We start from the raw sequence: 23,863 nt of genomic DNA, 5'->3' as shown, positions 1-23,863 counted from the left end.
CGATTGTAAATTATTGACGTTTAATCGATGGCCGAGGGAGTTACACCATAAGTCCATTTAAAGGCTTTGGTAAAATGGGCTTGATCGTAAAATCCGACTCGATGAGCGACTTCCGTTCCTGCTAGACCACTTTTTATCAGTTTCATGCCCTGCTCTAGACGTAGTCGAGTAAACCAAGCGTAGGGTGTCATACCCATTTGAGCTTTAAAATGACGTTGAAACTGAGTTGGACTGAGCTGACAAAGCTGGGCAAGTTGTGCCAATTGTACAGGTTGATCGATATTGGCGATCAGAAATTCTTTCAGCGTCGCAATAGTTTGTACGCCAAGCGGAATCGCCACTTTTTCTTTAGTTATACTATAGCGATGAATTAAATTGGCGAGTCCTTCGTATGGGAGGCAATCTTGTTCTAGTTGGCTTAGGTTTGGCAATAGCAAGCGTTGATGGAGTTGAGCAAGTTGCTGAAAAATCGATTGGTCATCAACAATTACGCGATTAAAATTGATCATAGCGTGAGAGCTGCTTAATGCTAAATGTTCACTAAACCATTCTGGAGTGATTGATAACACTCGTACTTGATAGCCTGAATCAAATAAAGATTGACCATCGTGAAGTTCATCCGGTGGCATAATGACGATCTGGCCGTGTCCTACCTGATGTTGGCTGCCACGATAAACAAACTTTTGTTGGCCACTGGTGATCAAACCGATATGAAAATCCAGATGATAGTGGCGTTGAAAGGCAAACTTTTTATAGTCAGCTTCAATCAGATTAATCGCTTGATGCGGCGTTGAATAATATCGAATCGTATCCATATGAGCTTAGTGGTATGAGAATCGATACCACTAAGCTTAATCGTTACCCATTGCCTTGTCTTGTAAAAAATGATCACCTTACTCGGTAACAATACGTGTGGTATGACGTTTATAAGTTAAACCATCATAACTAAAGGCGATTAATGCGCCCCAAATAAAGACGAAAGTGATCGCTTTATCGGCGCTGAATGCTTCGCCATACACCAATACGGCTAACAAAAACATCAAGCTGGGGCCGATGTATTGGAAGAAACCGAGCGTCGATAACTTAAGGCGTGTTGCCGCACCAGTGAAACAGAGCAAAGGTAAAGTGGTGATGATACCTGCGCTGATCAGCAGTAGATTCAATGACCAGTCATTGTTCGATAGATGGCTGGTTGGCGTATCGGCCAGCATAAACAGATATAACGCGGCGACAGGCAGTAAAAATAAGGTTTCGATAAATAGGCCACTTTGCGCCCCCACGCCGACTTTTTTGCGCAGCAAACCGTATAAACCAAATGTAGTGGCGAGCACTAGCGCTACCACTGGCAGCGATCCAAATACCACCAACTGAATACCAACGCCAATCATCGCCAGTAGCACGGCAAACCATTGTAATTTGCGTAGTCGCTCACCTAAAAATAGCATGCCAAGAAAGACATTCAGGATCGGGTTAATATAATAGCCTAGGCTCGCATCGAGCATATGGTTAGCATTAATCGCCCAAATAAAAATCAACCAGTTACCACCAATCAGGAGGGCGGTGATTAATAAATAACCGAGCTTGATTTTGGATTGGAAAATATCCACTACATGACGCCACTGGTGACTGAAGTGAAGTAAGCCTGCTAGTAAGAAGAAAGACCAAATAATCCGATGACTGAGAATTTCTAGCGGAGAAACGTAGCCCAGTAATTTAAAATAAATCGGTGCTACGCCCCACATGGTGTAAGCACTGATCGCTAAAAAAATTCCTTTTTTAGCTTCTTGTTGTTGTTCTAATGTCATGATGTCGAATTCTCTGCAGTCGCAAGGGATAAAGAGGAGAAATGCTGGTCAGGGCGTGTTAACTAATACGTAAAAACGTAACTAAAGGTTAACCGCTGAGAGTATAACCTGTAAATCGAATTCATCGACTACTTTGCGGTTTAATTCACCGGCAAACGGCACTACAATAACCGACTGTTCTGATGCTTGAAGTATCAGCATCCCCACTCATGATTGAGAGCTTGCATGACCGCCACTGTACTCGTTGAACAACCGGAACTTAACTTATCGCCGCAGCACGTGTTACGTGAGGTGTTTGGCTATCAGACGTTTCGGGTTGGACAGCAAGAGGTGATAGAGGCGGCGATCGCTGGACAAGACAGTTTGGTGATTATGCCCACAGGGGGCGGTAAATCGCTTTGCTACCAGATCCCCGCATTAGTTTTGCCTGGGCTCACGGTGGTGATTTCACCGCTGATCTCTTTGATGAAAGATCAGGTTGATCAGCTCAAAGCTAATGGTGTTGCCGCGGAGTGTGTCAACTCTAGTCTCTCACGTGAGACGCTGATTGCGATTTACAACCGAATTAATCGTGGGCAGATAAAATTGCTCTATGTCTCGCCAGAGCGAGTGTTAATGACCGATTTTATCGAACGTTTACAACAGCTACCATTAGCGATGATCGCCGTGGATGAGGCGCACTGTATTTCTCAGTGGGGGCATGATTTTCGCCGAGAGTACGCCTCACTTGGTCAACTTAAACAGGTTTTCCCTCACGTTCCCTTTATGGCACTGACGGCAACGGCAGATGATGCAACGCGAATTGATATTTTACATCGCCTGCAATTGGCTAATCCGCACACTTATTTGGGCAGCTTTGATCGACCCAATATTCGTTACACCCTAGTCGAAAAGCACAAACCCGTATCGCAAGTGATCCGTTATTTAGAAACGCAACGCGGCCAATGTGGGATCATCTATTGTGGCAGTCGTAAAAAAGTCGAAATGCTGACGGAAAAGCTGTGCAATAACGGCATTCGAGCGGCCAGTTATCATGCTGGGATGGAGGTTGATGAGCGTGCTTATGTCCAAGAGGCGTTTCAGCGTGATGACGTGCAAATTGTTGTCGCTACCGTTGCCTTTGGGATGGGGATTAATAAGTCCAATGTGCGTTTTGTGGTCCATTTTGATATTCCACGCAATATTGAATCTTACTACCAAGAAACCGGACGTGCGGGACGAGATGGTTTGCCTGCTGAAGCGATCATGCTTTATGACCCTGCGGATATCGTTTGGCTGCGCCGCATGCTAGATGAAAAAGAAGAGGGGCCTCAAAAGCAAGTCGAAAGCCATAAACTGACGGCGATGAGTCATTTTGCTGAGGCGCAAACCTGCCGCCGACAAGTATTGCTCAACTACTTTGGCGAGTATCGTGATACGCCTTGCGGTAACTGTGATGTCTGCCTTGACCCACCGAAACATTTCGATGCCACGGAGCAAGTGCGCAAAGCGCTGTCTTGTGTTTATCGTGTTCAGCAGAGTTTTGGGATTGGTTACGTGGTGGAAGTGCTGCGTGGGATGCAAAATATCCGGATTCGTGAAAATGGTCACGATAAACTCTCTACCTATGGTTTAGGGCGCGATCACAGCCATGATTACTGGGTGAGCATTTTCCGTCAGTTGATTCATAAGGGCTTGCTACAGCAAAATATTACTCGCAATTCCACCTTGCAGTTGACTGAAGAAGCCCGGCCGATTCTGCGTGGCGACAAAGCGGTTGAATTGGCCGTACCACGTTTAGATACCGCTGCGCGGGCGGTGAAATCGGATAAATTGTCGAATAAAAACTACGACAAAAAACTGTTTGCGAAATTACGCAAACTGCGTAAATCGCTGGCCGATGAAGAAGGCTTACCACCGTATGTGGTCTTTAGTGATGCGACTCTAATTGATATGGCGGATATTTTACCGACCTCGTATGGTGAGATGTTGGCTGTTAACGGTGTTGGTCAGCGCAAACTAGAGAAATACGCCGATCCATTTTTGGATGTCATTCAGGAGCATTTAACCGGTCATGGCTGAGTTCGCTTTACACGATTATCTCGCCGATCAGGGGCGACTTATCCTGAGCACGCCAGAATGGGATATGGATAGTTTCCCCGCTCTTGGCGAGCATTTTCTGCAGTGGTTATCCGCTTCGCTTATCGATAAGCAGCTTGATGCCGATTTGCATACTTGGCTAATAGATTTTGAAGGTTGTCAGCTACTACTCAAAGCCGAACATTACAGCGCCAGTATTTGGCTTGAAACATTGAGTGATGAGCAAGGTCGAGAAGAGCTGGCCTTTATCGCCCAGTTACTCTCTGGTCACCCATCCGCCGCTGATTGAGTCTTCGGCTTATAAAATTTGCTGAATGTCCGACGAAATGGTCTCTATCAATTGTCGCGCTGAATCTTCTCGCCGCTGAACCAAACTGATAAACAGTAAATCGGTTAAGACATTTTGCGCAGTACGAGAAGCGATAGACGAGCTGCGATGTTGCGTTTCATCGGCGATGGTATCTAAAGCGATATCCGCCAGCTGACGCAGTTTACTTTTCTTTGGCGCAGTCAGAGCAATCACTTTGGCCCCTTGTTGCTTGGCCGCTTCGGCGGCAATAAAGACCTCTTTTCTATCCCCAGAAAAAGAAATCGCGATTTGCACATCTTGAGGCGTGAGCGTTCGCGCGGTAGCAATTTGTACGTGACTGTCTTGCTCAGCGAGTGCGGTAATGCCTAATTTCAATAGCTTGAAAGCTAAATCCTTCCCGGTCAGTGCCGACCCGCCAATGCCGACGATTTGCACTCGATGCGCTTGATTAATCCAATTCACCGCATGGTGAAATTGTTCAAAACAGAGCGCGTTAGTGGTATGAAACATGGCATCCGTTTTTGCTTGGACTAACTTTTGTGCAATCACCGCCAGTGGATCATTAATAAAAATATTGTGCTGTACAGGCGTTGATTCGAGCGCTTGTTTGCGGCTGAGCTCTTCTACCAGCAATAGCTTAAAAGCACTGTAACCTTTAAAGCCCATTTTTTGAGCAAACTTAATGATACTGGATTGGCTGGCTCTCACTTGCTCGGCCAATTGTAAACTGGTCATTAAGGCCGCTTGCTGAGGATGAGCAAGGATCCAGTCGGCAATTTTTAACTCATTTGCTGAGAGCTGAGTACGTCGACTGATCATTCGATTAACTATAGACATGATGATTTCTCCATATGCTAAAAGCGGTTTTACCACGAATCTGCAATTTAAAAGACGGTTTATGGTGCAGTTTTTGGAATTTTTTATTCCTTTCTGGGAATTAAATCTGCTTTGACGGTGAATAGTATTCAGTGACTTGGCGTATCTTTGGGTTTGTCTGGCTTTATTTTTAGCGATTATTCCATGCTTTAGCTGGTCAATGAATAACCATAGCTGTGATCCTTATCACTCGATTGGAATTTTTTATTCTATAGAATCGCCACCAGTTGTTATTAGACATATAGGCTTGTGCATGAAAATAGATTTAACCCAATGGGTAACGGAAAGCCGTAATCCAGCGAGTGCGGCGATTGATACCTTATCCACGTTTGAGATGTTACAAATCATCAACCAAGAGGATAAGAAAGTCGCTTTAGCGGTTGAAAAAACCTTACCTCAAGTGGCGCAAGCGGTCGATGTGATTACTTTTGCTCTGCAATCTGGGGGGCGTTTGTTCTACATGGGAGCGGGAACTTCTGGCCGATTAGGTATTCTGGATGCTAGCGAATGTCCTCCCACTTATGGTACCTCACCCGACTTGGTGATTGGCCTGATTGCTGGTGGTCATCAAGCGATTTTAAAAGCCGTGGAAAATGCAGAAGATAATGCAGCGCTTGGTGAGCAAGATTTGCAGCGTTTTCACTTTGGTAAACAAGATGTTTTAGTGGGTATCGCCGCCAGTGGCCGAACACCGTATGTACTGGGCGGTATGGCTTACGCTAAATCCGTTGGTGCGACGGTGATTTCTCTGGCCTGCAACCCTAATTGTTTAATGGAACAAGCCGCAGATATTGCTATTACGCCTGTGGTTGGTCCTGAAATTGTCACTGGATCTTCAAGAATGAAGGCTGGCACGGCGCAGAAGCTGATCCTCAATATGTTAACCACAGGAGCGATGATTCGCAGCGGTAAGGTCTTTGGCAATTTAATGGTCGATGTTGAAGCCACTAATGCCAAGCTTATTCAGCGTCAAACGAACATTGTTCGTGAAGCAACGGGCTGTAGTACAGATCAAGCGGAACAAGCGCTCGCGGCCTGTCAGCGACATTGTAAAACGGCGATTTTGATGATCCTTGCCGATCTGAATGCACAGCAAGCAGCGGAGCGGCTGGCAAAGCATCATGGTTTTATTCGTGCGGCACTGAATGATCAATAATCCAATCGTGTTGAGGTAAGGTAAATGGCTAAAATTACATCGAGCATGATAGCTCAACTGCTTCGCGCGGTCGGTGGCAGTGATAATATTAGTAAGTGTGGTAACTGTATGACCCGCTTACGCTTAACATTGAATGATAACCTCCTCGCCGATCAAGCTGGGATTAAAGCCATTGCTGGGGTTATGGGGGTGGTAGAAAGCGATCAACAACTGCAGATTATTCTCGGTCCTGGTAAAGCGCAAACTGCGGCTGAAATGATGAATGAGATGATCGCCAATCTTGGGCTTACCGCTACATCAACGTTAGATACGCCTGATTTATCGACAATTGCTGCGGCGCAAAAACAGCAGATGAAGAGTAAACAAACCAGTGCCGTGCAGCGTTTCCTCAGTAAGTTTGCGACCATTTTTACGCCATTAATTCCGGGCTTTATTGCCGCTGGTTTATTACTTGGTTTTGCCACTTTATTAGAGCAGATGCTAGTCCTTGGTCAATCGCCAAGTCAATTTACGCTGGATCTGATAGCCTATATGAAGGTGTTTGGCAAAGGATTATTCGCCTTTCTGAGCATCTTAATTGGGTATAACGCGCAGCAGGCATTTGGCGGTTCTGGGGTCAATGGCGCTATTTTAGCTTCCTTGTTTGTGTTGGGTTATAACCCAGATGCGACAACGGGCGTTTATTCTGGCATGAGTGAATTTTTCGGTTTTGCGATTGACCCTCGAGGCAATATTATCGGCGTACTGTTAGCGGCGATTTTGGGAGCTCAGGTCGAAAGAAAAGTTCGCCAATACATGCCTGATGATTTAGATATGATCTTAACCTCTTGCGTCACGTTATTGATCATGGGGGCGGTGACTTTTTTGGTGATAATGCCGATTGGTGGTGAGTTATTTAAAGGCATGTCATGGTTGTTTCTCAACCTGAATGATAATCCACTAGGGGCTGCGTTGCTCTCCGGTTTATTTTTGATTTCGGTGGTGTTTGGCATTCATCAAGGGTTTGTTCCGGTCTACTTTGCTTTGATGGATGTGCAGGGTTTTAACTCGCTGTTTCCTATTTTGGCGATGGCTGGAGGCGGCCAAGTTGGCGCGTCGCTAGCCCTGTACTTTAAAGCCAAAAAAGACGCCGTGCTGCGCACCCAAGTGAAGGGCGCGATCATTCCGGGTATTTTAGGCATTGGTGAGCCGCTGATTTATGGCGTCACCCTACCCAGAGTGAAACCGTTTGTCACGGCATGTATTGGCGGTGCGGCTGGTGGTTTCTTTATTGGTTTAGTCTCTTATCTTGGCTTACCTGTCGGACTGAATACGGTATTTGGGCCATCGGGTATTGTTGCGATTCCGTTAATGACATCAGCGCAGGGTATTTTCCCTGGGATGTTGGTATTTATCTGCGGTCTACTCATTTCTTATGTGGTTGGTTTTTTTGCAACGCTTTGGTTTGGATGCAAAGATGTTGACTTAAGTTAGTTCACTTTCCCCCTGTTGGTGAATGATTTTGCCCTGATCCGATAGGTTCAGGGCTTTTTTATGTTTAGCTCTAGCGGCGGATTATTTTTTGGTGATTTTATCTAAATAACCCATCATAAAAGCAGAGATGACAAAGGTAATGTGCAGCATCAAATACCATTGTATTTTCTCATTGGCGATATTTTCGGTATTCATAAACACTTTCAGCAAATGAATTGAAGAGATCGCGACAATCGAAGCAGCAACTTTATTTTTCAGTGAACCGGCATCGAGTTTACCCAACCAGCCCAATTTATCGTTATGTTCCTCAACGTCGATTTTAGAAACAAAATTCTCATAGCCAGAAAACATCACCATCACAATCAGCCCGCCAACTAAGGTGATATCAATCAATGATAACGCGATTAGAATCAGGTCAGCTTCTTGAATAGCAAAGATATTTGGGAGTAGGTGAATCACTTCTTGAAAAAATTTAATCCCTAAGGCGAGGAGGATAAAACTCAAACCGAGATAAATAGGTGCCATGATCCAGCGAGCGGAGTAGAGCAGTTTTTCGATAATACGTTCCATTTAAAGTAACCATCAACAAAGCCCAATAGGGCAGAATGAGGCTGATATTACTTTGTTTTTATACTTAAGGTGTAGTGAAAATTGAGGGGATAAGATCCCCCCAGCAGACGTATAGATTAGAGCGTATTTTTATAAATACGGCCGTCTTTCATGATCAGTTGTAGGTTATCCGTTGCTTCTAAAATGGTTAAATCTTGTAGCGGATTGCCATTGACGATCAGCAGATCGGCCAAAGCTCCGGCCTCAATAACCCCTAACTTACCTTGATAAGGCGCACGCTCTCCTGAGAGCATCAGTAGCTGCGCATTGTCGTAGGTAGCCATTTTCAGTACTTCAGCAGGGGTGTACCAGCGAGTCATAATACTCAACAGTTGCGTTTGCCCTTTGAGTTTTTCCGCACTGAACAAAACGTCGGTTCCCCACGCGACTTTTACTTGATGTTTTTTCGCTAAACGATAGGCCCTGTCTGTGCCTTGTTCGACCATTTTTTGTTTCAGACGTTGCGGCGAGCCTTCGGCAAAGCTGGATTTTCGCTCAGAAGTAAACGGTTGTAAGCTCCACCAAATGCCTTCTTTGGCCATTCGTTTTGCGGTTTTTTCATCAATCAATTGACCGTGTTCAATCGATTTAACCCCACCATCAATCGCTTGATTAATCGAGCGAGGAGTATAAGCGTGCACCGTCACATAGGTGCCCCAATTTTCTGCCGCTTCCGTCGCGGCGCGAATTTCTGCCAGGCTGTATTGAGTCACATCAAGCGGGTCATAAAATGATGAGACGCCACCACCTGCCATGAGTTTAATCTGCGATGCCCCGAGGGCTAACTGCTCTCGTACATGCTGGCGAACTTCGTCCGGACTATCAGCAATCGCTGAAGTGCCTGTTCTAACAGAGATGGTGTGTTTTTTACTATCAGGGGTTATTAATTCATTGGGCAGCCGAAAATCACCGTGGCCGCCAGTTTGAGAGATGAAAGCCCCGGCTGGCCAAATACGAGGTCCGGTGGTGATCTGCTTATCGATCGCCATTTTTAAGCCGAATACTGGCCCACCTAAATCGCGCACACTGGTATAACCCCGTTGCAGCATCTCGGCAGCGGTTTTAGCGGCAACAATATTAATAAAGCCTTGATCAGCAAGCATTAAGGTTTGTTGAGGCAGGGCGGCGAGCATTAAATGAGTATGAGCATCAATCAATCCCGGCATTAAAGTTTTGCCTTGCCCATCAATCACTATAGTATTGGAGTCAGTGACGTTAAGAGCCTGGTAATCTTCGATTTTGCTGATCAGGTTATCTTGCACATAGACATTTTTTGCTGCGCTGAGTGTTGCTTGTCGTCCATCAAATACTTGCACATTTTTAAATACATACTGAGCGGCAAAAGTAGGCCAAGCGATTAGGCTTACACCTAGCAGTAGCCAAAGCGGTTTATTCATTTTATCACTCCAATCAACTAGCGGCATGGTACCTTGGTGCACAAACAGATAAAAGTGTAGCGATATTTGGCGAAACTATCCGATTTTAAGAGCAAAAATGCCAACTTTGTTGAATAAACCTCAGCGGTTTACTCGTTGAGTTGCTTGATGTTTTTGTATGCTTTTGTATGTAACCATTCTAAAGCGAGATAAAACATGAATAATAACGATTCTTTTTTACTGATGTTATTCGAGGTTGTCTCTTGTCTCTCTTTACTCGGTTAATGCCATTCTTTGGCGCTTGCTACATCATCATGTCTCTACACTCGGTTGCCAATGAATTAACCCCTGATCCACGAATCCACCAAGGTCGTTTAGCTAATGGCTTAACTTATCAGTTGATGGTTAATCCATACCCAGAAAAAGCCATCATCATGCGCATGCAAATTGCCGGTGGCTCGCTGGTGGAGTCTGAACAGCAGCAGGGATTGATGCATCTATTAGAGCATATGGCGTTTAAGGGCTCTCGATCCGTTCCACAAGGGGATATGATTGCTCAGTTAGAAAAGCTTGGCCTTAGTTTTGGTTCGGATACCAATGCAATTACTGAACATCATCAAACGGTGTATCAATTTAATATCATTGAAGGCTCTCAAGATAAGCTTACAACTGGGCTGATGTTAATGCGTGAGATTGGTGATCAACTGACTTTAACACCCGAAGCTCTAGCGCAAGAAAAGCCGATCGTAATGGCGGAAATACGCGAAAAACAATCGATAGAGCTAGATAATTATCAATATCAGCAGGCATTTTTATACCCAGATAGCCCATTGGCGAGTCGTCTGCCAATCGGCTTGGAAAGCGCAGTTAGTCAAGCGACAGTAGCACAATTACGTGATCTCTATCAGCGTTTTTATACACCAGAGCGCACGACCATAATTGTTGCCGGTGATATTGATATTGCCGCCACAGAGCGTCAGATTCAGCAAGGTTTTGCCAACTGGCAACCACATCCACAGGCGGTTTTAGTTAGTGATGATCCACTGCCAACCTTGACAGTCCAGCAAGAGCTTAGAGCGGATAGCTTTTTTGACCCACGTTTACCGACGACGGTGACTTTGGGTATGTTACAGCCTCAAGATGTACTTGTTGATGGTATCGCAAGACGGCATAGAATGCTTAACGACTGGCTAATTCGTCATCTGTTGTATCGCCGCTTAACCGCCCATCTGCCAGAGGAGGATATGGGGCGTCGAGTCAATGTGGCCTTATTTGAAGAGTTTAAACATGGCTTACGTTTTGAATTATCACTCAATTCAGCACCTCAACAATGGCGAGAAAGCCTTACCCTGCTAGAGCAGACCATGCGTCAAGCTTTGGTGGGTGGTTTTACTGAACAAGAAGTTAATCGAGCATTAGACTTGATCGAACAAGATATACAGCATGCTCTAGCTCAACCACTAAGTGTGAATAGCTTTGGTTTAGCTGAGCAATTGGTCGATTTTAACGCTCGCGGCTTATATTTTTTAGATCCTAAGCAGGAATGGGCGTTGTTTCAACAATTGAAGCCTAGCTTGACTGCATCAGCACTGCATGAAGCCCTGAAGCAGCGTTGGCAAGGGGAACCATGGATTTATCTGACTCACTCTCAACCAGAAGAACAGGTGGCAAAACAGCTTCTGAGCGTCTATCAGCAAAGCCAGCAGCAGCCGATTAGCGCTCATCAAGAGCAAAAATTGACTCCCTTTGCTTATGCAAATTTCGGTGAGCCGGGAAAAGTCATTAGTGATCAGCGTGATGAGAACACAGGGATCCGCCAACTGGTTTTTGCTAATGGCGTACGACTTAGTTTGAGACCCACTCAATTTGAATTGGGACAAGCGATAGTGCAGCTCAAAGTCGGTTTTGGTGATGTAGCCCTGCCTAAAAGCGAAGGGCTAATCACGTTATTTCAACGTAGCTTTGTTCTTGGAGGATTAGCTGAGCATAGTTATGCTGAGCTGGGACAAATATTAGCAGGGCAAGGTTTAGCTGTGGGATGGAAACTATCGGAGCAAGGGTTTAATGATGCCGTCTCTGTGCGAACCGAGCGATTAAGAGCGCAGCTAGGGTTACATACCGCTTTTTTGATTGCGCCAGGGTTTAGACCTGAAGCGTTACACCAGTTTCGGCAACAAGTGCGAGAGCATGCATTTAGCCGCCATACCAACGCTGAAACGTTATTTTGGCAGCGATTCGCTGAGCTATTACATCCAGAGGACATAAACTACGCCCTTGGCCGCGATCAAGAGCTATTGAAGCGAGATTTTTCTGAAATCGCCCCCGTGCTCGCATCGGCCGTCGATCGTGGCTTACTTGAGGTCACGATTGTCGGCGATATTGATGAATCTCAGGCGATTCAAGCGGTAGCCGAAACATTGGGTGCGATAGAGCGTCATCCGTTGCCAATCACCAAGCGTCCAGTCGTAGCTCGCCTGCCTGAGTTACCAGCGAGCCGCCAGTTGAGCCATCAAGGAGCGGTTGATTCAACAGCACTGGCTTGGATTTGGCCTAATCTTGATAGTTACTCCGTTGAGCAAGCGGCGAAAATCTTGTTATTAGATCGCGTTTTGCAACTGCTGATCACTGAAGAGCTACGAGTACAAGCTGGGATGAGTTATTCACCTTATACTTTCCATTCTAGTGCGAAAGAACCGTCAGAGTTAGGTTATATCGGCTTATTTGCGCTGGTTGATAGACAGCATGTTTTATCTATTGAAGGTAAAGTTGACACTCTCATCGAGCAACTGGGTTCAGGGCAGCGAATAGACGCTGATTTATTGGCGAGAGCTAAGCAGCCTTTATTACAATCCATCGCTCATGTCAGTAATAGCAATGGATTTTGGTTAGAGGCTACGGCAATGGGCCGAACTCAACCTGAGTATTATCAGCGCGTGCAGCAAATTTATGATCATATTGCCGCGGCTGATATTCAGTCAGTACAAGCAAGTGCCCAACGCTATTTAAGTAAAGACAAGTGCTTAAAAGTGATTACCTCGTTTGGGGAGTCCGTGGATTGATTTACTGAATATTGGTTGCAAAGAAAGCCAACTGACTTTGTAAATATAAGAATGCTACTCGTTTAATTCGGGTGGCATTTTTGTTTCAAGCACGAGGATCACGATTTTTAAATACATTTTTAAAACAATCCATCTCCTTTTTAAATGTATTTATTTTTTATCGTTATTTAGTTGTCGTAACAACTGATGCTTAGCAATGACAACATTGATGGTGCGGAAAAACTCTATTTTTTGAGATGAACTAATGAGAGAGGTGGATTCATTGACAAAGCCATTGATTGAACTATATTTTTTTTACGAATACTTTGTCGATACACCTCCTATTAAATGGGGATTCATGTGACTTGGTACAGAATTATTTCAAGGAGCTGTCATGCACGCATCATCTACACTCAAACGAACACTCATTTCAACAGTACTTGCGGCAACGTTTATGCTTCCAGCAATTAGCCAAGCTTGTACGTCACTTTTGTATACTGATGCCAACGGTGCGCCTTATGCGGGTAGGACCATGGAATTACCGGTCCAGCTAGATTATAAGGTCGCTTTCTTTCCCCAAGGCTCGAAATTTTCTTCCCATGCCGATAAGCATGCCTCTTTAAATTATGAAGCAAAACACGCTTTTTTATCGATTGCCATGCCAGATCCTATTACTAAAGATCTTAAAGTAGTCGAGGGCATTAATGATCAAGGGTTGAGTTTCAGTGTCTTAGCTTTTGCAAGTACTGAAGGCCCAGAAGATATGTCAGACAAAACTCAAAAAATGTTATCTGCGATCGATTTAGGAAGTTGGGCATTATCACAATTTAAAACGGTGAATGACGTCAAGACCGCGTTAGAGAAACAGCCTGTATTGGTCACCGCTCTATTACCCATGGGATTATTGAAAACCCCTTTCCACTACACTCTACACGATGCTAATGGTCACTCTATCGTTATTGAGTTTTCGAATGGTAAACAGCATATCTATGAAAATCCTTTAGGTGTTATGACCAATGGTCCTGAGTTTACTTGGCACTTAACTAATCTTAATAATTACACGTTTTTAAGTAATATCGACCAATCAGAGATAAAACTCGGCGGTGTGACGTTTAAACAACCGGATTCAGGGATCGCCACGGCAGGATTGCCAGCATCAAATACATCGGTAGGCCGCTTTGTTCGTGCGGTTTATTATGCTCAGTTTACTGAAAAAGCGAAAACACCCGATGAAGCCGTCACGACCTTGGCGCATATTATGAATAATTTCGACCGACCTCGAGGTATCACTATTGATAGTCGTATGACCGAGGCTCTTCAAGATAAGGTAGCTCCTGGAGTGGTTGGCCACCGTATGTACACATCAGAATATTCGACTTGGACTTCGTTATCTGATCTTAAACGGCTGCGATTAAGTGTTCGTTTATATGAAAGCTTAAATTACGTCACTTTTGACCTAGGAGCATTACGCAAACAATCAAGTCCAATGGTCGTTCCTCTCAGTCAGTTCTCTGGTGGAACATGGGATGGAACGCAAACACTCTTATCTCGTCAATAAGGGGCATATCGGTGAGCCCTTTGTTACCCTTTTATGGCGCTTATTTTCCGTCTTGGCTTATATGCGCCATGATTGGGATCATTAGCACGGTATTAATACGTATTGTCTTAATCCGACTTGGTGTTGATGAAGGCATCCCGTTACGAACGATCGTTTATATCGCGCTTGCGAGTATGATTACTTTGACGCTAGCGATCACTGTTTTTGGAGTTTAGTGATGTCTAACTCTGCTTATACACGTCGATATAGTGTTGTGGGTACTGCCTTGGCGATAGCGGTTGTACTTGGCGCACTTGTATCGGGATGGTATTACTTTCAACACAGCGCAGATAAAGCTCTTTCTGAGGATGCGGTACTGAGTGCAAATGTTGTTAACGTTGCTTCTATCGTTGCTGGACGAGTAATCACTATTGCTGTAACCGATAATCAGCGTGTCGACGAGGGACAGTTGTTATTTGAAATTGATCCCAAACCCTATGAAATAATAGTCAATAAAGCCAGATCAGAATTACAGCTTGCTAAAGCATTGCGTGATGCTCAGCGTAGAACAATTACGGCTGAGTCATCCAATGCTGCTATCGCTTCAGAACAGGTTCATCGTGCTCGTACCAATCTCTCTCTTGCAGAGACCGCACTTGCCCGGCTATTACCATTAGCGGCTAAGGGGTACGTTACCGTGCAGCAAGTGGATGACGCGAGAACGGCTAGAGATGATGCTCAAACCACGCTCGAACAAGCCATACATCAAGAGGCTGCGGCTCAAGCCTTGATCACCAGTCTTGATGAGTCAGAGGCATTGGTTGGTGCTCGGCAAGCAGCGTTAGCGATTGCTGAGCATGAATTAGCGGCAACTCAAGTACGTGCCCCACATGAAGGTCTTGTCGTCGGTCTCACGGTTTCAACGGGAGAGATTGTTGCTCCCGGGCAGTCTCTGTTTACGCTTATTGATACTCGTAAATGGTACGCTTTGGCGACTTTTCCCGAAACAGAGCTGGCTCATATTGCTGTGGGCAACTGTGCACAGGTTTATATACTGGCAGATCGTTCTATTCCCGTTTACGGTCGGGTTGATAGTATCGGTTGGGGAGTGATATCTGAAGAGCTGATCAATTTACCTCGCAATGTTCCTTACGTACCCAAATCATTAAATTGGGTACGGATTGTTCAACGCTTTCCTGTACGAATCATTATCGATAATCCTCCAGCATCTTTGATGCGTGTAGGGGCTTCAGCGGTTGCGGTAGTCAAGCATAGCGAAAATTGTGATGACCGTTCAAAAGAGTAATACTCGCGAGTTGATGTCGTATTTATGGTCTCAATCTCTGGAGGATTTACAGTCAGCGCCAGGGCGAGCGGGTTTAGCTTGGCGAATTGCACTGTTATGCGCTTTGGTAACTGCGGTCGGTATGATGTTTCAGATCCCTGAAGCTGCGATCAGCTGCTACCTAGTCATCTTTCTAATGAAGCCTGATGCGGTGGTCAATATTGTCACGGGTTTTGGCTTTCTCATCTTATTGCCCGGACTTATTGCGTTTTTGGTTTGGCTTATCAACCTAACGAATGGTTCGACGATGCATATCATGGCGGCTATTGTCGTCACTTCTGTTTTGCTGGTTTATCTTGGCGCGGCAACACAGCTAGGGGAGCAAGGTAGCGTAGCGGCGTTGATCATTGCTTTTTTACTTACTTTGATCGTTAAGGCACCGTTTGGCGAAGCGGCGAGCTTTGCACTGCGTGAAGCTTGGTTAATGGCTGCTATGCCGATGATATTAATGATCGGCTTTAATTTTCTACTCGGATTTTCACCAGTACAGCTATTACGGGATAAATTGCGTTCTCGATTGGCCGTGACTATTAAGGCATTAGAAACCGGTGACTCAGCCGCGTTACTTCAATATCTACGCGAAGGAAATAGTGCCTTTGAGCCGCAAGCGCTTACTGTAAAAGCACTTCGTTTAGTTAATCTTTCTGCCGCGCAACAGATAGCTACCGATATTCGTGCAGGTTTTAAACTCATGCTTGCTGTTTCCGCTTTACCCGCCTCTATGGATGCTGATCGCCGGATCGCTCTAGTGGATGCTATTCGTGATATTGATGATTCATTTGCTCAGGGGAAGGCTCCCCAATGTTCAATTGCTCGTACTCAAGATCTTGACACTGAAATGGGAGAAGCAGAGAAGCAGGCCTGGGATGCGCTCCGTTTACTTGCGGGAGCGAGTGAGCCTGAAATCGTGTCGACAAGCAAGCCCGCATTTGTTGCCCCAGACGCTTTCACTAATCCTGCCTACACTCGTTTTGCGTTCAAAACGACCTTAGCTGCGATGATTTGTTTTCTTATCTATACCGCTATCGATTGGCAAGGCATTCATACGGCGATGATTACTTGCTATGTAGCAGCATTAGGAACGACAGGAGAGACTTTACACAAGTTGGCGCTGCGCATTGTTGGGTGTTTGATAGGAGCATCACTTGGCATTGCCTCTATCTTTTGGGTGATACCTTATATCGATGATATTGCTTCGTTAATGGTATTGATATTTTTAGGCTGCTTAATTAGCGCTTGGATTTCAACGGGGCCAGAGCGTAGTTCTTATGCTGGTGTTCAGGTAGCGCTCGCCTTTCTACTCACCGTATTGCAGGGTTTTGGTCCGAATCTGAGTTTGGAAACCGCGCAAGGTCGAATTTTTGGTATATTGCTCGGTAATGTTGTGGTTTATCTGATTTTTTCTCATCTTTGGCCCGCGCCTTTAGAGGGCGAGGTCCGTACATTATTTTCTCGTGCTCTATCGGAGTTGGCTCGGATGGCTAGGTTACCTTCCCATCAACGCATACAGGCTTTGGGGCATACTGCTGCCGTAGAATCGTTAGTCGGAAAATGTGATGAAGCGTTGTGTCTATTGCCGTTTGAGCCCAAATGGTTACGCCCGCCACCAAAACGTGAAGCGGCTCTTAAAAAAGCGATGGATGAAATAGAATCGCTCAATAGAGCCATTTGGTTGAGTGGTGAAACGGACCTTGGACCACTTGCTGATTTACTTGATGATCTTGCACTACGATTTCAAGATAAGTCCGGAGAGCCCGGTTCTTATAATATTGAATTGAAAGAGCGTTCTGATCTTTCCTCATCATTTATTGATTCACTGGATCACGTTATGGAGGCAGCATGATAAATAACGGTCGATATTATTTGCGATGTCGTGTTTGTTCTTCATTCATCGTATTAATGATGGTTTTGATAGTCTCTGGCTGCGTATCTAATGTGGATCACAGGGTGTCTCCAGCTCCGGATCAGCCATGGGTACCACGTGATGAGGATAAAACCGCATTATGGAATTTGGCTGGTTCCGATGATAGTCAGCCCACTCCAACTCATGTTATTCCAGACTTCAGTATTCCCGAAAACCCTGCTCGTGCGCAATTTAGGCAAAATGAGTTTATTGATTCTGAACAACGCTATGGGCTCCCTGAATTGATTGATTTGGCACAACGAACGAATCCAGAAACACGAGCGGCTTGGCAACGCGCGAGACAAGCGGCAATTGCGGTTGGCATGGTCGAAAGTACTTACTTACCTTTCATTGCAGCAAGTGTTGTGGGAGGATCTCAGACAGTCACCGTTCCATTACCGGAAATTTTCGGCCAGCGTCATATCGATAATACAGAACAAGGCAGCGCACAAATACTGTCACTTCAATGGCTTCTGTTTGATTTTGGACAGCGAAAAGCGCTTACAATGGAAGGTCAGCAGGTTGCGGTAGCAGCAAATATTTTATTCAATGGCACACATCAAAAATTGATTTTCGATGTCTCTCAAGCTTATTACGGTTATGGTGCAGCCATTCAACGGCGAAGTTTTGCTGAGGAGGCCTTACACAACGCTCAAGATATTCAAGCGGCGGTTGCAGCAAGAGCGGATCAAGGGCTCGCTACGACCATGGATGTCGCTCAAGCACGGCAGGCCGTCGCTCAGGCTAAATTTCGTCGTATTCAGGCTATTGGTGATGAGCGTACGGCTTATTATCATCTGCTTGCCATTGTCGGTGTTAATAGCGAATTGAACGTTGATGCTGCTAATATAACGCAACACCCCCTTCCTAAACCCATTGATACACCTATGGATAGGCTAATACAGCAAGCCTTATCACAACGTCCTGATGTTGCAGCAAGTTATGCCGCTTTACAGGCGAGTAAAGCTGGTGTTGATGCGGCTCAGGCGGGTTACTTACCCAAGGTTTATTTGGGTGCAAGTGCTAGCTGGGGATCTGGAAATTTCGATATTTCTGGTCTTCCCTCAATCAGTCAGCAGGGATCTGGGAACAGTGTTCTCTTGGGAATAACCGTACCTATTTATGATGGCGGTTTAAGAAGTGCGCGGGTTACAGAGGCTAAGTCTCGATCTGAGGCTGCTGAGGATGAGTTTCAGCGGGTACAAAATGCTGCCGTAGCAGAAATTATTGCTGCACATAACGCTTTACGCACGGCACATGAAGCCTATCATGCTGCAACCGAGCTGGTTGCAGCTGCGTCAATTACTTACGAAGCCGCCATTGCCGCTTATCGTAATGATATCGGTACGATTGATGCAATCACAGTCGCAGATACGGCATTACTTGATGCCCGACAAGCGCAAGGGGATGCTCATGTGGCGACACTTATTAGCTCAGTTAACTTAGCTTTTATTATGGGTAAACTGACTTCGCGCGAGAGCTTGCTCTGAAGTTAAAAATGCAGCCTCTAAGACGATAGCCATTGTTATTGGATTATCTCTGTTTTTTCTTAAGTCAGATTATTCATCCGCTTAGATAATTGAGATGGCAATATAACTACTACTGAAATATATCGCTTTCTAGCATTCAGGGCTTTACGCATTAATTTTTGACAATAGGTAAAGAAATAACATGAGCAATATTAAAAGTTTTAAGCCTTTTTCTATCGCTAAAATATATTTATTAGCCGTTTTGCTGGTCTTTGGTCTCTTCTATGTGCATGCATGGTTAATATTTGATGTCGCTGGAGATTTTCTACGAGCTCATCCTTGGTTTATTGAGCACTTTAGCCCGAGCTACGCAGGAAAGATAATTATCCTATGCTGTTTTATGATCCTATTTTTTGCCCATTTACTTGAGGTTGTCGGGTGGGGGATATTTTTGCGTTGGGCTGGATTAGTGTCTTCGGTCACAGAGGGATTATACTTTGTTGGTACCTCAATCAGTACTCTAGGTTATGGTGATGTTGTACTCACGAAGCCTTGGCGACAGATTGGGCCAATAATTGCTATCGCTGGAGTACTTAAGTTCGGATGCTCAACGGCTTTTCTCTTCTTTGTAATCCAAACTGTGTGGGAAAATAGTTTCTAAAAACAGGTAATTACTATCATTTAAGGTGCTTTATCGCTGAGTACTACCATCAAAATATCATCATTACTCGGTGACACTTCCCCCTTCTTTATCGCCCCATCTTCTAATCAGACCAGTTATACTTCTCATTTGTTTGATTGATAATTGTTTGTATTAGCATTATTGTTTGTGTTAATTTGTTGTTGCTACTATGAGAAAGAATCACTTGTGGAGAAGATATTATTGTTTTTCCCTGCGTGACGTTATGCCACTTCAGCCTTGTAAACCCTCGAGGAATTAACCAAAAAATGGACATAAATACGCCCCGATTAATCTTGTTAGTCCGACCCTGAAGCGCTGTGCCCAATGATTATCCCTCGGATGCGAATCGCGAAAAGTTATCATCGAAGTGATGAACATAATGAAGTCAATGGGGGACTACCATCATGGGAATAATCACTCTAGCTAACCAGCTCAACCATTTGCTCAGCCAAAAAGCGGCATTTTATGCTGAGCATTTCAAAGCCATCGATAATTTGCAGCAGTTACCTCCAAATGCTCATTGTTTAAACTCGGTGCTCAGTGCGACACATTACAGACCATGGTTGGAACAGTTTGCTCTTAGCTATCGAGTAAAAGCGAGCGTTGTTGGAGAGGCAACGCGAGAAGTCGATGCAAGGGCATTACATTCAATGTGGAGTCAGTGGTTTTTTGGTCTGCAACTGCCACCTTTATTATTGTGGCTGTTTTGTTGTCCGCCCGGTAGTGAGCTTCAGCGTGCCATTGCTGCGGCATTCAGTTGGGATAATTGGTACTTTGAAGCGCACGAAAGTGGTCGAGTAGAAACTTTTTATTTATTGCTTAGTCCAGAGACGAATTATCTTGCTTCCGTCAGTCAGCTTGCCAGTTGGGAGCAGCTACTCGAACGACTGCTCATCCCGATCGTCGAGCGTTTAACTTGCCTTAGCCCTGTGGCTGCAAAGCTTCATTTTAGTCATCAAGCTTATATTGTGCATTGGTATCTGGGGGAGCTGTCACTCCCTGATAACTGGCGTGATCAACGGATAAACGAGATATTCTCTCGTCCTGAGTTATCATTAAGGGTAAATGATCAGCCGACAATCAATCCCTTTTGGCGTAAATTAAGACTTAAGGATCAGCAAAGCGCGCGTATCGTGTGTTGCCTGCGCCACAAGCTGCCTTGTACTCAAATGTGCGCAGATTGTCCGCTCGATAGGGAGGCTCGCATGCATGCCGGCCAAAAAGCTTGTGGTTAGTGCGCTGTTTGATCAGAATGAGGGGGATTAAACTTTGCCCACTACTTGCCTATGGCTTTTACTAAATCTTAGTGCTGCTTTTTGGCTGATTAAGTTTACCTCTAAAAATCTCGCGCTCGGCGATGAAGAAGGTTTGTGTGAGGCGGTGTATTTGCAAATGGCTGAGCAAGCTAAGTGTCAACCGCCAATTTGGCAGCTCATTAAAGCACCGAATACAAGCGGTGCGTCTGCTTGGTTGGCGCTCAAGCGTTTTGATTATGTCACTCAATAGACCAATTTAAGAAGCAATCGCAGTTGAGGTCGCTTGCATATGCACAGCGCTTTTTTTACAACAATAATAAGGGACAACAATGAAGCTCGGTCGTAACGATCCTTGCCATTGTGGCAGTGGTAAAAAATTTAAACGTTGTTGTATGAGCAGCGTTTCCAAGCAACATGCCCAAGTCTTCGATGATGCTCAAGCTATGCTGGCAATGAACCCAAATTTGAGCATTGATGAACTCAACACTGCTTTACAACACAAAGTTCAGGATCGCAATAATCAACCTCATCTCGATTTTTGTGGTGTGACGCCAACGCAAATGGCCAATTGGCTTTACGCGCCTTTTGATCAATTACAGTGGGTGACAATCAGCACACCAGAAGATCTTTCTTTCAGCCCTGTAATGCGCTATTTAGCCCTCATTCTTGATGAGGCTATGCTCCAAGAAGGCTCCTTCAAAGCCACAAGTAAAGGCAACTTACCGACTAAATTAGTCAAACAGGCCAGTGCGTTATTGCCTGAGTTTGCCGTTGCTCAATTCGAACGTTATATAAGCATCAGCGAGTTTGCCGGCAGCAACGAAGACAAGTTCAATGCCTTGCACTACACCAGAGTGCTAGCCGAAATTAGTGGCATTATTTACCGACGCAGCGGTCGCTACCATGTGAAAAAAGAGGCGCAAAAACAATACCAAGCCCAAGGGCTACAAGCATTTTTCAAACCCATGCTAGAAGCCGCCATCAGCAAATATAATTGGGGTTATTTGGACAGTTTTGAGTTCGATGTCGACTTACGTACTTTTTGGCTATTTATGCTGTGGCGCATTCAAAGCCACAATAGTGTCGATCAGCTGATTGACGAAGTGATGATAGCTTTCCCCGATTTACTACACTCCTTCCCTGCAGATGATTACGTCTCGCCAGAAAGAAACTTAAGTATGCTTATTGAATCAAGGTTTATTGAGCGATTTTTGCAGTTTTGGGGATTTGTGACCATGGACCCAAGACGTTATATAAACGCTGAATCCGTCGCCAGAGTGGTTCAGCTACAGCCTTTGTTAAAACAAACTTTTCAATTCACCATAAATACATAGCAAGGTTATCGTGAGCAAATATTAATACCATATATTCGAACGTTTGGATCTGCTCGCAGAATAGCATTGATAATGCCCTTTAAATTAATGCTTTCAATCAATTATGGTGAGTAACCAATATTTGTTACTCACCGATATATTCACCAAAAAATTTTGGTTAACTTACTGATGTTGCATCCACAGCAGCAGATCGGACAGCAACCAAGATTTGGTCGAACCTATTTGATCAACCGTAACTACAGTGTCTGTTGGTGATGATGACAAAATATAGTCAATGATGTGTTTCCAGTAACCCTGCCTGTAATGTATGTATAAGCCAGTATCAGCAAGTATTTGAATCATAGAGCGTCCTCCATCTGCGAGGGTATCTTTCATTTTAAAGGCTCGTTCGTGATGCTCGCCTACCCTTGAGCACCATTGAATTAAGATACCAAATCCTTTCTTAAATTCTGGGTCATACGTGTGAGCTTTAACAGAGATAGGCCCTGCGCTATTAGTACTGGTGGTGCGCCTTCAGGTAAAGACATCAACCCCTCATCTCGTTTCTCGATTATTACGTTCATTGCAAATCCTCATTGGATTGGCTGCAGTGCAATAGTTTCAGATCTTTTCAATTTATTTCGACGTCGTGATGATGGTACCGATTTCTGAGGTGAAAAATGGCATCTGTAATTGCCCATTTTGGTACTGAAGAGAGCTTGACATGGAGTAATGTTGTGTTTTTGATTTATGTTTACTTTGTGTTTTTTTTTAACACCTAGGGTGTTACAATACCACTTGGGGTAAACCTCTGGTTCGGTTTGCGTATAATATTCACACCTTAGGTGTTAAAATGTCATCCAAGATAAACTGGTTGGTCGCCCATGCATATCCTGGAGCCCTTGTGTTACAGCAATGGCTGACTGAGAACGGAATTAGCTATTCCTTAGCTCAAAAATATGCGCAGAGTGGTTGGCTTAGGAAGCTGTCTTCAGGTGTTTATTATCGGCCAAGCGTAAAAGATGATGTTAAGCCTGGCTGGGTGGATGCTCTACAAGCGATGGACACACAGTTGCACCATCCTGTTCATCTGGCTGGGTTAAGCAGCTTAACTCACCAAGGGCTGAGTCACTATTTACAGCTAAGTAAAGAACAAGTTTGGATAGGGGTGAAGAACAAACAATCATTGCCTAAGTGGTTTCGTGAATTTCCCAATCAAAATTGGTTTTATTGTGGTAACCATAAGCTTGAAGCTGTCTCTGACAAGGACCTAAAAGTGATTACGGTTAAAGGAAAAGAGCTAAAAGCTAGTTGCCCAGAGCTTGCTGCTTACGAAGTTATTGATGCAATCGGGAAGCAAATTTCGTTTGAGCATGCAGCAGAGCTTTTTCAAGGCCTTGTAAACTTGAGTCCTAGAAAGGTGCAATCTCTTCTTGAACGTAGTAGCTCGGTTCAAACCAATAGAGTGTTTTTGTTTTTGAGTCATTATCATGGGCATCAATGGAGTCAGCGCATTGATGAAACAAAGATCGCATTAGGTTCAGGAAAGCGTCAGGTGGTAGAGCAAGGGCGATTTGATGAGCGTTACCAAATCACTGTGCCAGAAATATTAAGTGTAAAACAATAAGACGCAAAC

19 protein-coding genes and 1 pseudogene are annotated in these 23,863 nt (G+C 44.7%); 14 read left to right on the top strand and 6 right to left on the bottom strand.

Annotation, left to right across the window (positions count from 1 at the left end; all coding sequences use genetic code 11):
• Window positions 1-20: 20 nt before the first annotated feature.
• Window positions 21-815 (bottom strand): AraC family transcriptional regulator, encoded by a 795-nt coding sequence (locus tag FKQ60_RS10435; RefSeq protein WP_161438800.1) that lies wholly within the window; start codon window positions 813-815, stop codon window positions 21-23.
• A gap of 78 nt (window positions 816-893) precedes the next feature.
• On the bottom strand, window positions 894-1,805 hold the full coding sequence (gene rarD / locus FKQ60_RS10430) for an EamA family transporter RarD (protein ID WP_170906476.1): 912 nt from the start codon (window positions 1,803-1,805) through the stop codon (window positions 894-896).
• Between the two features lie 225 nt (window positions 1,806-2,030).
• Here rarD and recQ point away from each other — a divergent pair, with 225 nt between their 5' ends.
• Window positions 2,031-3,866, top strand: coding sequence for an ATP-dependent DNA helicase RecQ (recQ, locus tag FKQ60_RS10425; RefSeq protein ID WP_161438799.1), 1,836 nt, complete (start codon window positions 2,031-2,033; stop codon window positions 3,864-3,866).
• Entirely contained in the window at window positions 3,859-4,173 is a 315-nt protein-coding gene (locus FKQ60_RS10420; protein ID WP_158137586.1) for a DUF3630 family protein, read from the top strand. The genes recQ and FKQ60_RS10420 overlap by 8 nt, the downstream gene beginning before the upstream one ends.
• A 9-nt stretch (window positions 4,174-4,182) precedes the next feature.
• On the opposite strand, the gene FKQ60_RS10415 is transcribed toward FKQ60_RS10420, so the two are convergent.
• Window positions 4,183-5,031 (bottom strand): SIS domain-containing protein, encoded by an 849-nt coding sequence (locus tag FKQ60_RS10415; protein ID WP_158144478.1) that lies wholly within the window; start codon window positions 5,029-5,031, stop codon window positions 4,183-4,185.
• Window positions 5,032-5,323: 292 nt separating this feature from the next.
• On the opposite strand from FKQ60_RS10415, the gene murQ reads away from it, so the two are divergent.
• Together murQ and murP are read left to right on the top strand one after the other, a co-directional pair.
• Window positions 5,324-6,226 (top strand): N-acetylmuramic acid 6-phosphate etherase, encoded by a 903-nt coding sequence (gene murQ, locus FKQ60_RS10410; protein WP_170906475.1) that lies wholly within the window; start codon window positions 5,324-5,326, stop codon window positions 6,224-6,226.
• Window positions 6,227-6,250: 24 nt separating this feature from the next.
• Window positions 6,251-7,699 (top strand): PTS N-acetylmuramic acid transporter subunit IIBC, encoded by a 1,449-nt coding sequence (gene murP, locus FKQ60_RS10405; RefSeq protein WP_158144476.1) that lies wholly within the window; start codon window positions 6,251-6,253, stop codon window positions 7,697-7,699.
• 81 nt (window positions 7,700-7,780) lie between these two features.
• Here the strand turns inward: murP and FKQ60_RS10400 are convergent, their stop codons facing one another.
• Window positions 7,781-8,269 carry a TIGR00645 family protein gene (locus FKQ60_RS10400; RefSeq protein WP_004397492.1) on the bottom strand — a complete coding sequence of 163 codons (489 nt, stop codon included), beginning with the start codon at window positions 8,267-8,269 and terminating at the stop codon, window positions 7,781-7,783.
• A gap of 116 nt (window positions 8,270-8,385) precedes the next feature.
• Window positions 8,386-9,705: an amidohydrolase family protein gene (locus FKQ60_RS10395; RefSeq protein ID WP_170906474.1), complete on the bottom strand. Its 1,320-nt coding sequence runs from the start codon at window positions 9,703-9,705 to the stop codon at window positions 8,386-8,388.
• A 242-nt stretch (window positions 9,706-9,947) separates the two neighbouring features.
• On the opposite strand from FKQ60_RS10395, the gene FKQ60_RS10390 reads away from it, so the two are divergent.
• The 9 genes and pseudogenes from FKQ60_RS10390 to FKQ60_RS10345 all read left to right on the top strand — a co-directional run bounded on the left by FKQ60_RS10390 (window position 9,948) and on the right by FKQ60_RS10345 (window position 22,248).
• Window positions 9,948-12,743 carry a M16 family metallopeptidase gene (locus FKQ60_RS10390; protein WP_170906473.1) on the top strand — a complete coding sequence of 932 codons (2,796 nt, stop codon included), beginning with the start codon at window positions 9,948-9,950 and terminating at the stop codon, window positions 12,741-12,743.
• Between the two features lie 373 nt (window positions 12,744-13,116).
• Window positions 13,117-14,280, top strand: a complete 1,164-nt coding sequence (locus FKQ60_RS10385; protein WP_212752419.1) for a linear amide C-N hydrolase — start codon at window positions 13,117-13,119, stop codon at window positions 14,278-14,280.
• 217 nt (window positions 14,281-14,497) lie between these two features.
• Window positions 14,498-15,565 carry a multidrug transporter subunit MdtN gene (gene mdtN, locus FKQ60_RS10375; protein ID WP_154169561.1) on the top strand — a complete coding sequence of 356 codons (1,068 nt, stop codon included), beginning with the start codon at window positions 14,498-14,500 and terminating at the stop codon, window positions 15,563-15,565.
• On the top strand, window positions 15,546-17,447 hold the full coding sequence (locus tag FKQ60_RS10370; RefSeq protein ID WP_170906472.1) for an FUSC family protein: 1,902 nt from the start codon (window positions 15,546-15,548) through the stop codon (window positions 17,445-17,447). The genes mdtN and FKQ60_RS10370 overlap by 20 nt, the downstream gene beginning before the upstream one ends.
• 104 nt (window positions 17,448-17,551) lie before the next feature.
• Window positions 17,552-18,997 carry a TolC family protein gene (locus FKQ60_RS10365; RefSeq protein ID WP_212752418.1) on the top strand — a complete coding sequence of 482 codons (1,446 nt, stop codon included), beginning with the start codon at window positions 17,552-17,554 and terminating at the stop codon, window positions 18,995-18,997.
• Between the two features lie 181 nt (window positions 18,998-19,178).
• The gene (locus tag FKQ60_RS10360; protein ID WP_170906471.1) at window positions 19,179-19,637 is read left to right on the top strand and encodes an ion channel; all 459 of its coding nucleotides are present in this window, start codon (window positions 19,179-19,181) and stop codon (window positions 19,635-19,637) included.
• Window positions 19,638-20,062: 425 nt separating this feature from the next.
• On the top strand, window positions 20,063-20,893 hold the full coding sequence (gene fhuF, locus FKQ60_RS10355) for a siderophore-iron reductase FhuF (RefSeq protein WP_170906470.1): 831 nt from the start codon (window positions 20,063-20,065) through the stop codon (window positions 20,891-20,893).
• 82 nt (window positions 20,894-20,975) lie between these two features.
• Window positions 20,976-21,161, top strand: a pseudogene (locus tag FKQ60_RS10350) (type II toxin-antitoxin system HipA family toxin); the annotation flags it as partial.
• A gap of 82 nt (window positions 21,162-21,243) precedes the next feature.
• Window positions 21,244-22,248 carry an SEC-C domain-containing protein gene (locus FKQ60_RS10345; protein WP_170906469.1) on the top strand — a complete coding sequence of 335 codons (1,005 nt, stop codon included), beginning with the start codon at window positions 21,244-21,246 and terminating at the stop codon, window positions 22,246-22,248.
• Between the two features lie 162 nt (window positions 22,249-22,410).
• Here the strand turns inward: FKQ60_RS10345 and FKQ60_RS17500 are convergent, their stop codons facing one another.
• A complete protein-coding gene (locus FKQ60_RS17500; RefSeq protein ID WP_306687624.1) occupies window positions 22,411-22,728 on the bottom strand; it encodes a DUF927 domain-containing protein in 318 nt (105 codons plus the stop codon).
• Window positions 22,729-23,080: 352 nt separating this feature from the next.
• Here FKQ60_RS17500 and FKQ60_RS10335 point away from each other — a divergent pair, with 352 nt between their 5' ends.
• The gene (locus FKQ60_RS10335) at window positions 23,081-23,854 is read left to right on the top strand and encodes a type IV toxin-antitoxin system AbiEi family antitoxin (protein WP_170904870.1); all 774 of its coding nucleotides are present in this window, start codon (window positions 23,081-23,083) and stop codon (window positions 23,852-23,854) included.
• Window positions 23,855-23,863: the final 9 nt, after the last annotated feature.

The organism is Vibrio sp. A11 (assembly GCF_013048705.1).
GTDB lineage: Bacteria > Pseudomonadota > Gammaproteobacteria > Enterobacterales > Vibrionaceae > Vibrio > Vibrio metschnikovii.
This window is presented reverse-complemented; position numbering and strand designations above follow the sequence as displayed.

Bases quoted from the DNA above. Each gene is read 5' to 3' on its own strand.
- FKQ60_RS10435 (WP_161438800.1), bottom strand. From the start codon at position 815: ATGGATACGATTCGATATTATTCAACGCCGCATCAAGCGATTAATCTG.
- rarD (WP_170906476.1), bottom strand. From the start codon at position 1,805: ATGACATTAGAACAACAACAAGAAGCTAAAAAAGGAATTTTTTTAGCG.
- recQ (WP_161438799.1), top strand. From the start codon at position 2,031: ATGACCGCCACTGTACTCGTTGAACAACCGGAACTTAACTTATCGCCG.
- FKQ60_RS10420 (WP_158137586.1), top strand. From the start codon at position 3,859: ATGGCTGAGTTCGCTTTACACGATTATCTCGCCGATCAGGGGCGACTT.
- FKQ60_RS10415 (WP_158144478.1), bottom strand. From the start codon at position 5,031: ATGTCTATAGTTAATCGAATGATCAGTCGACGTACTCAGCTCTCAGCA.
- murQ (WP_170906475.1), top strand. From the start codon at position 5,324: ATGAAAATAGATTTAACCCAATGGGTAACGGAAAGCCGTAATCCAGCG.
- murP (WP_158144476.1), top strand. From the start codon at position 6,251: ATGGCTAAAATTACATCGAGCATGATAGCTCAACTGCTTCGCGCGGTC.
- FKQ60_RS10400 (WP_004397492.1), bottom strand. From the start codon at position 8,269: ATGGAACGTATTATCGAAAAACTGCTCTACTCCGCTCGCTGGATCATG.
- FKQ60_RS10395 (WP_170906474.1), bottom strand. From the start codon at position 9,705: ATGAATAAACCGCTTTGGCTACTGCTAGGTGTAAGCCTAATCGCTTGG.
- FKQ60_RS10385 (WP_212752419.1), top strand. From the start codon at position 13,117: ATGCACGCATCATCTACACTCAAACGAACACTCATTTCAACAGTACTT.
- mdtN (WP_154169561.1), top strand. From the start codon at position 14,498: ATGTCTAACTCTGCTTATACACGTCGATATAGTGTTGTGGGTACTGCC.
- FKQ60_RS10370 (WP_170906472.1), top strand. From the start codon at position 15,546: ATGACCGTTCAAAAGAGTAATACTCGCGAGTTGATGTCGTATTTATGG.
- FKQ60_RS10360 (WP_170906471.1), top strand. From the start codon at position 19,179: ATGAGCAATATTAAAAGTTTTAAGCCTTTTTCTATCGCTAAAATATAT.
- fhuF (WP_170906470.1), top strand. From the start codon at position 20,063: ATGGGAATAATCACTCTAGCTAACCAGCTCAACCATTTGCTCAGCCAA.
- FKQ60_RS10345 (WP_170906469.1), top strand. From the start codon at position 21,244: ATGAAGCTCGGTCGTAACGATCCTTGCCATTGTGGCAGTGGTAAAAAA.
- FKQ60_RS10335 (WP_170904870.1), top strand. From the start codon at position 23,081: ATGTCATCCAAGATAAACTGGTTGGTCGCCCATGCATATCCTGGAGCC.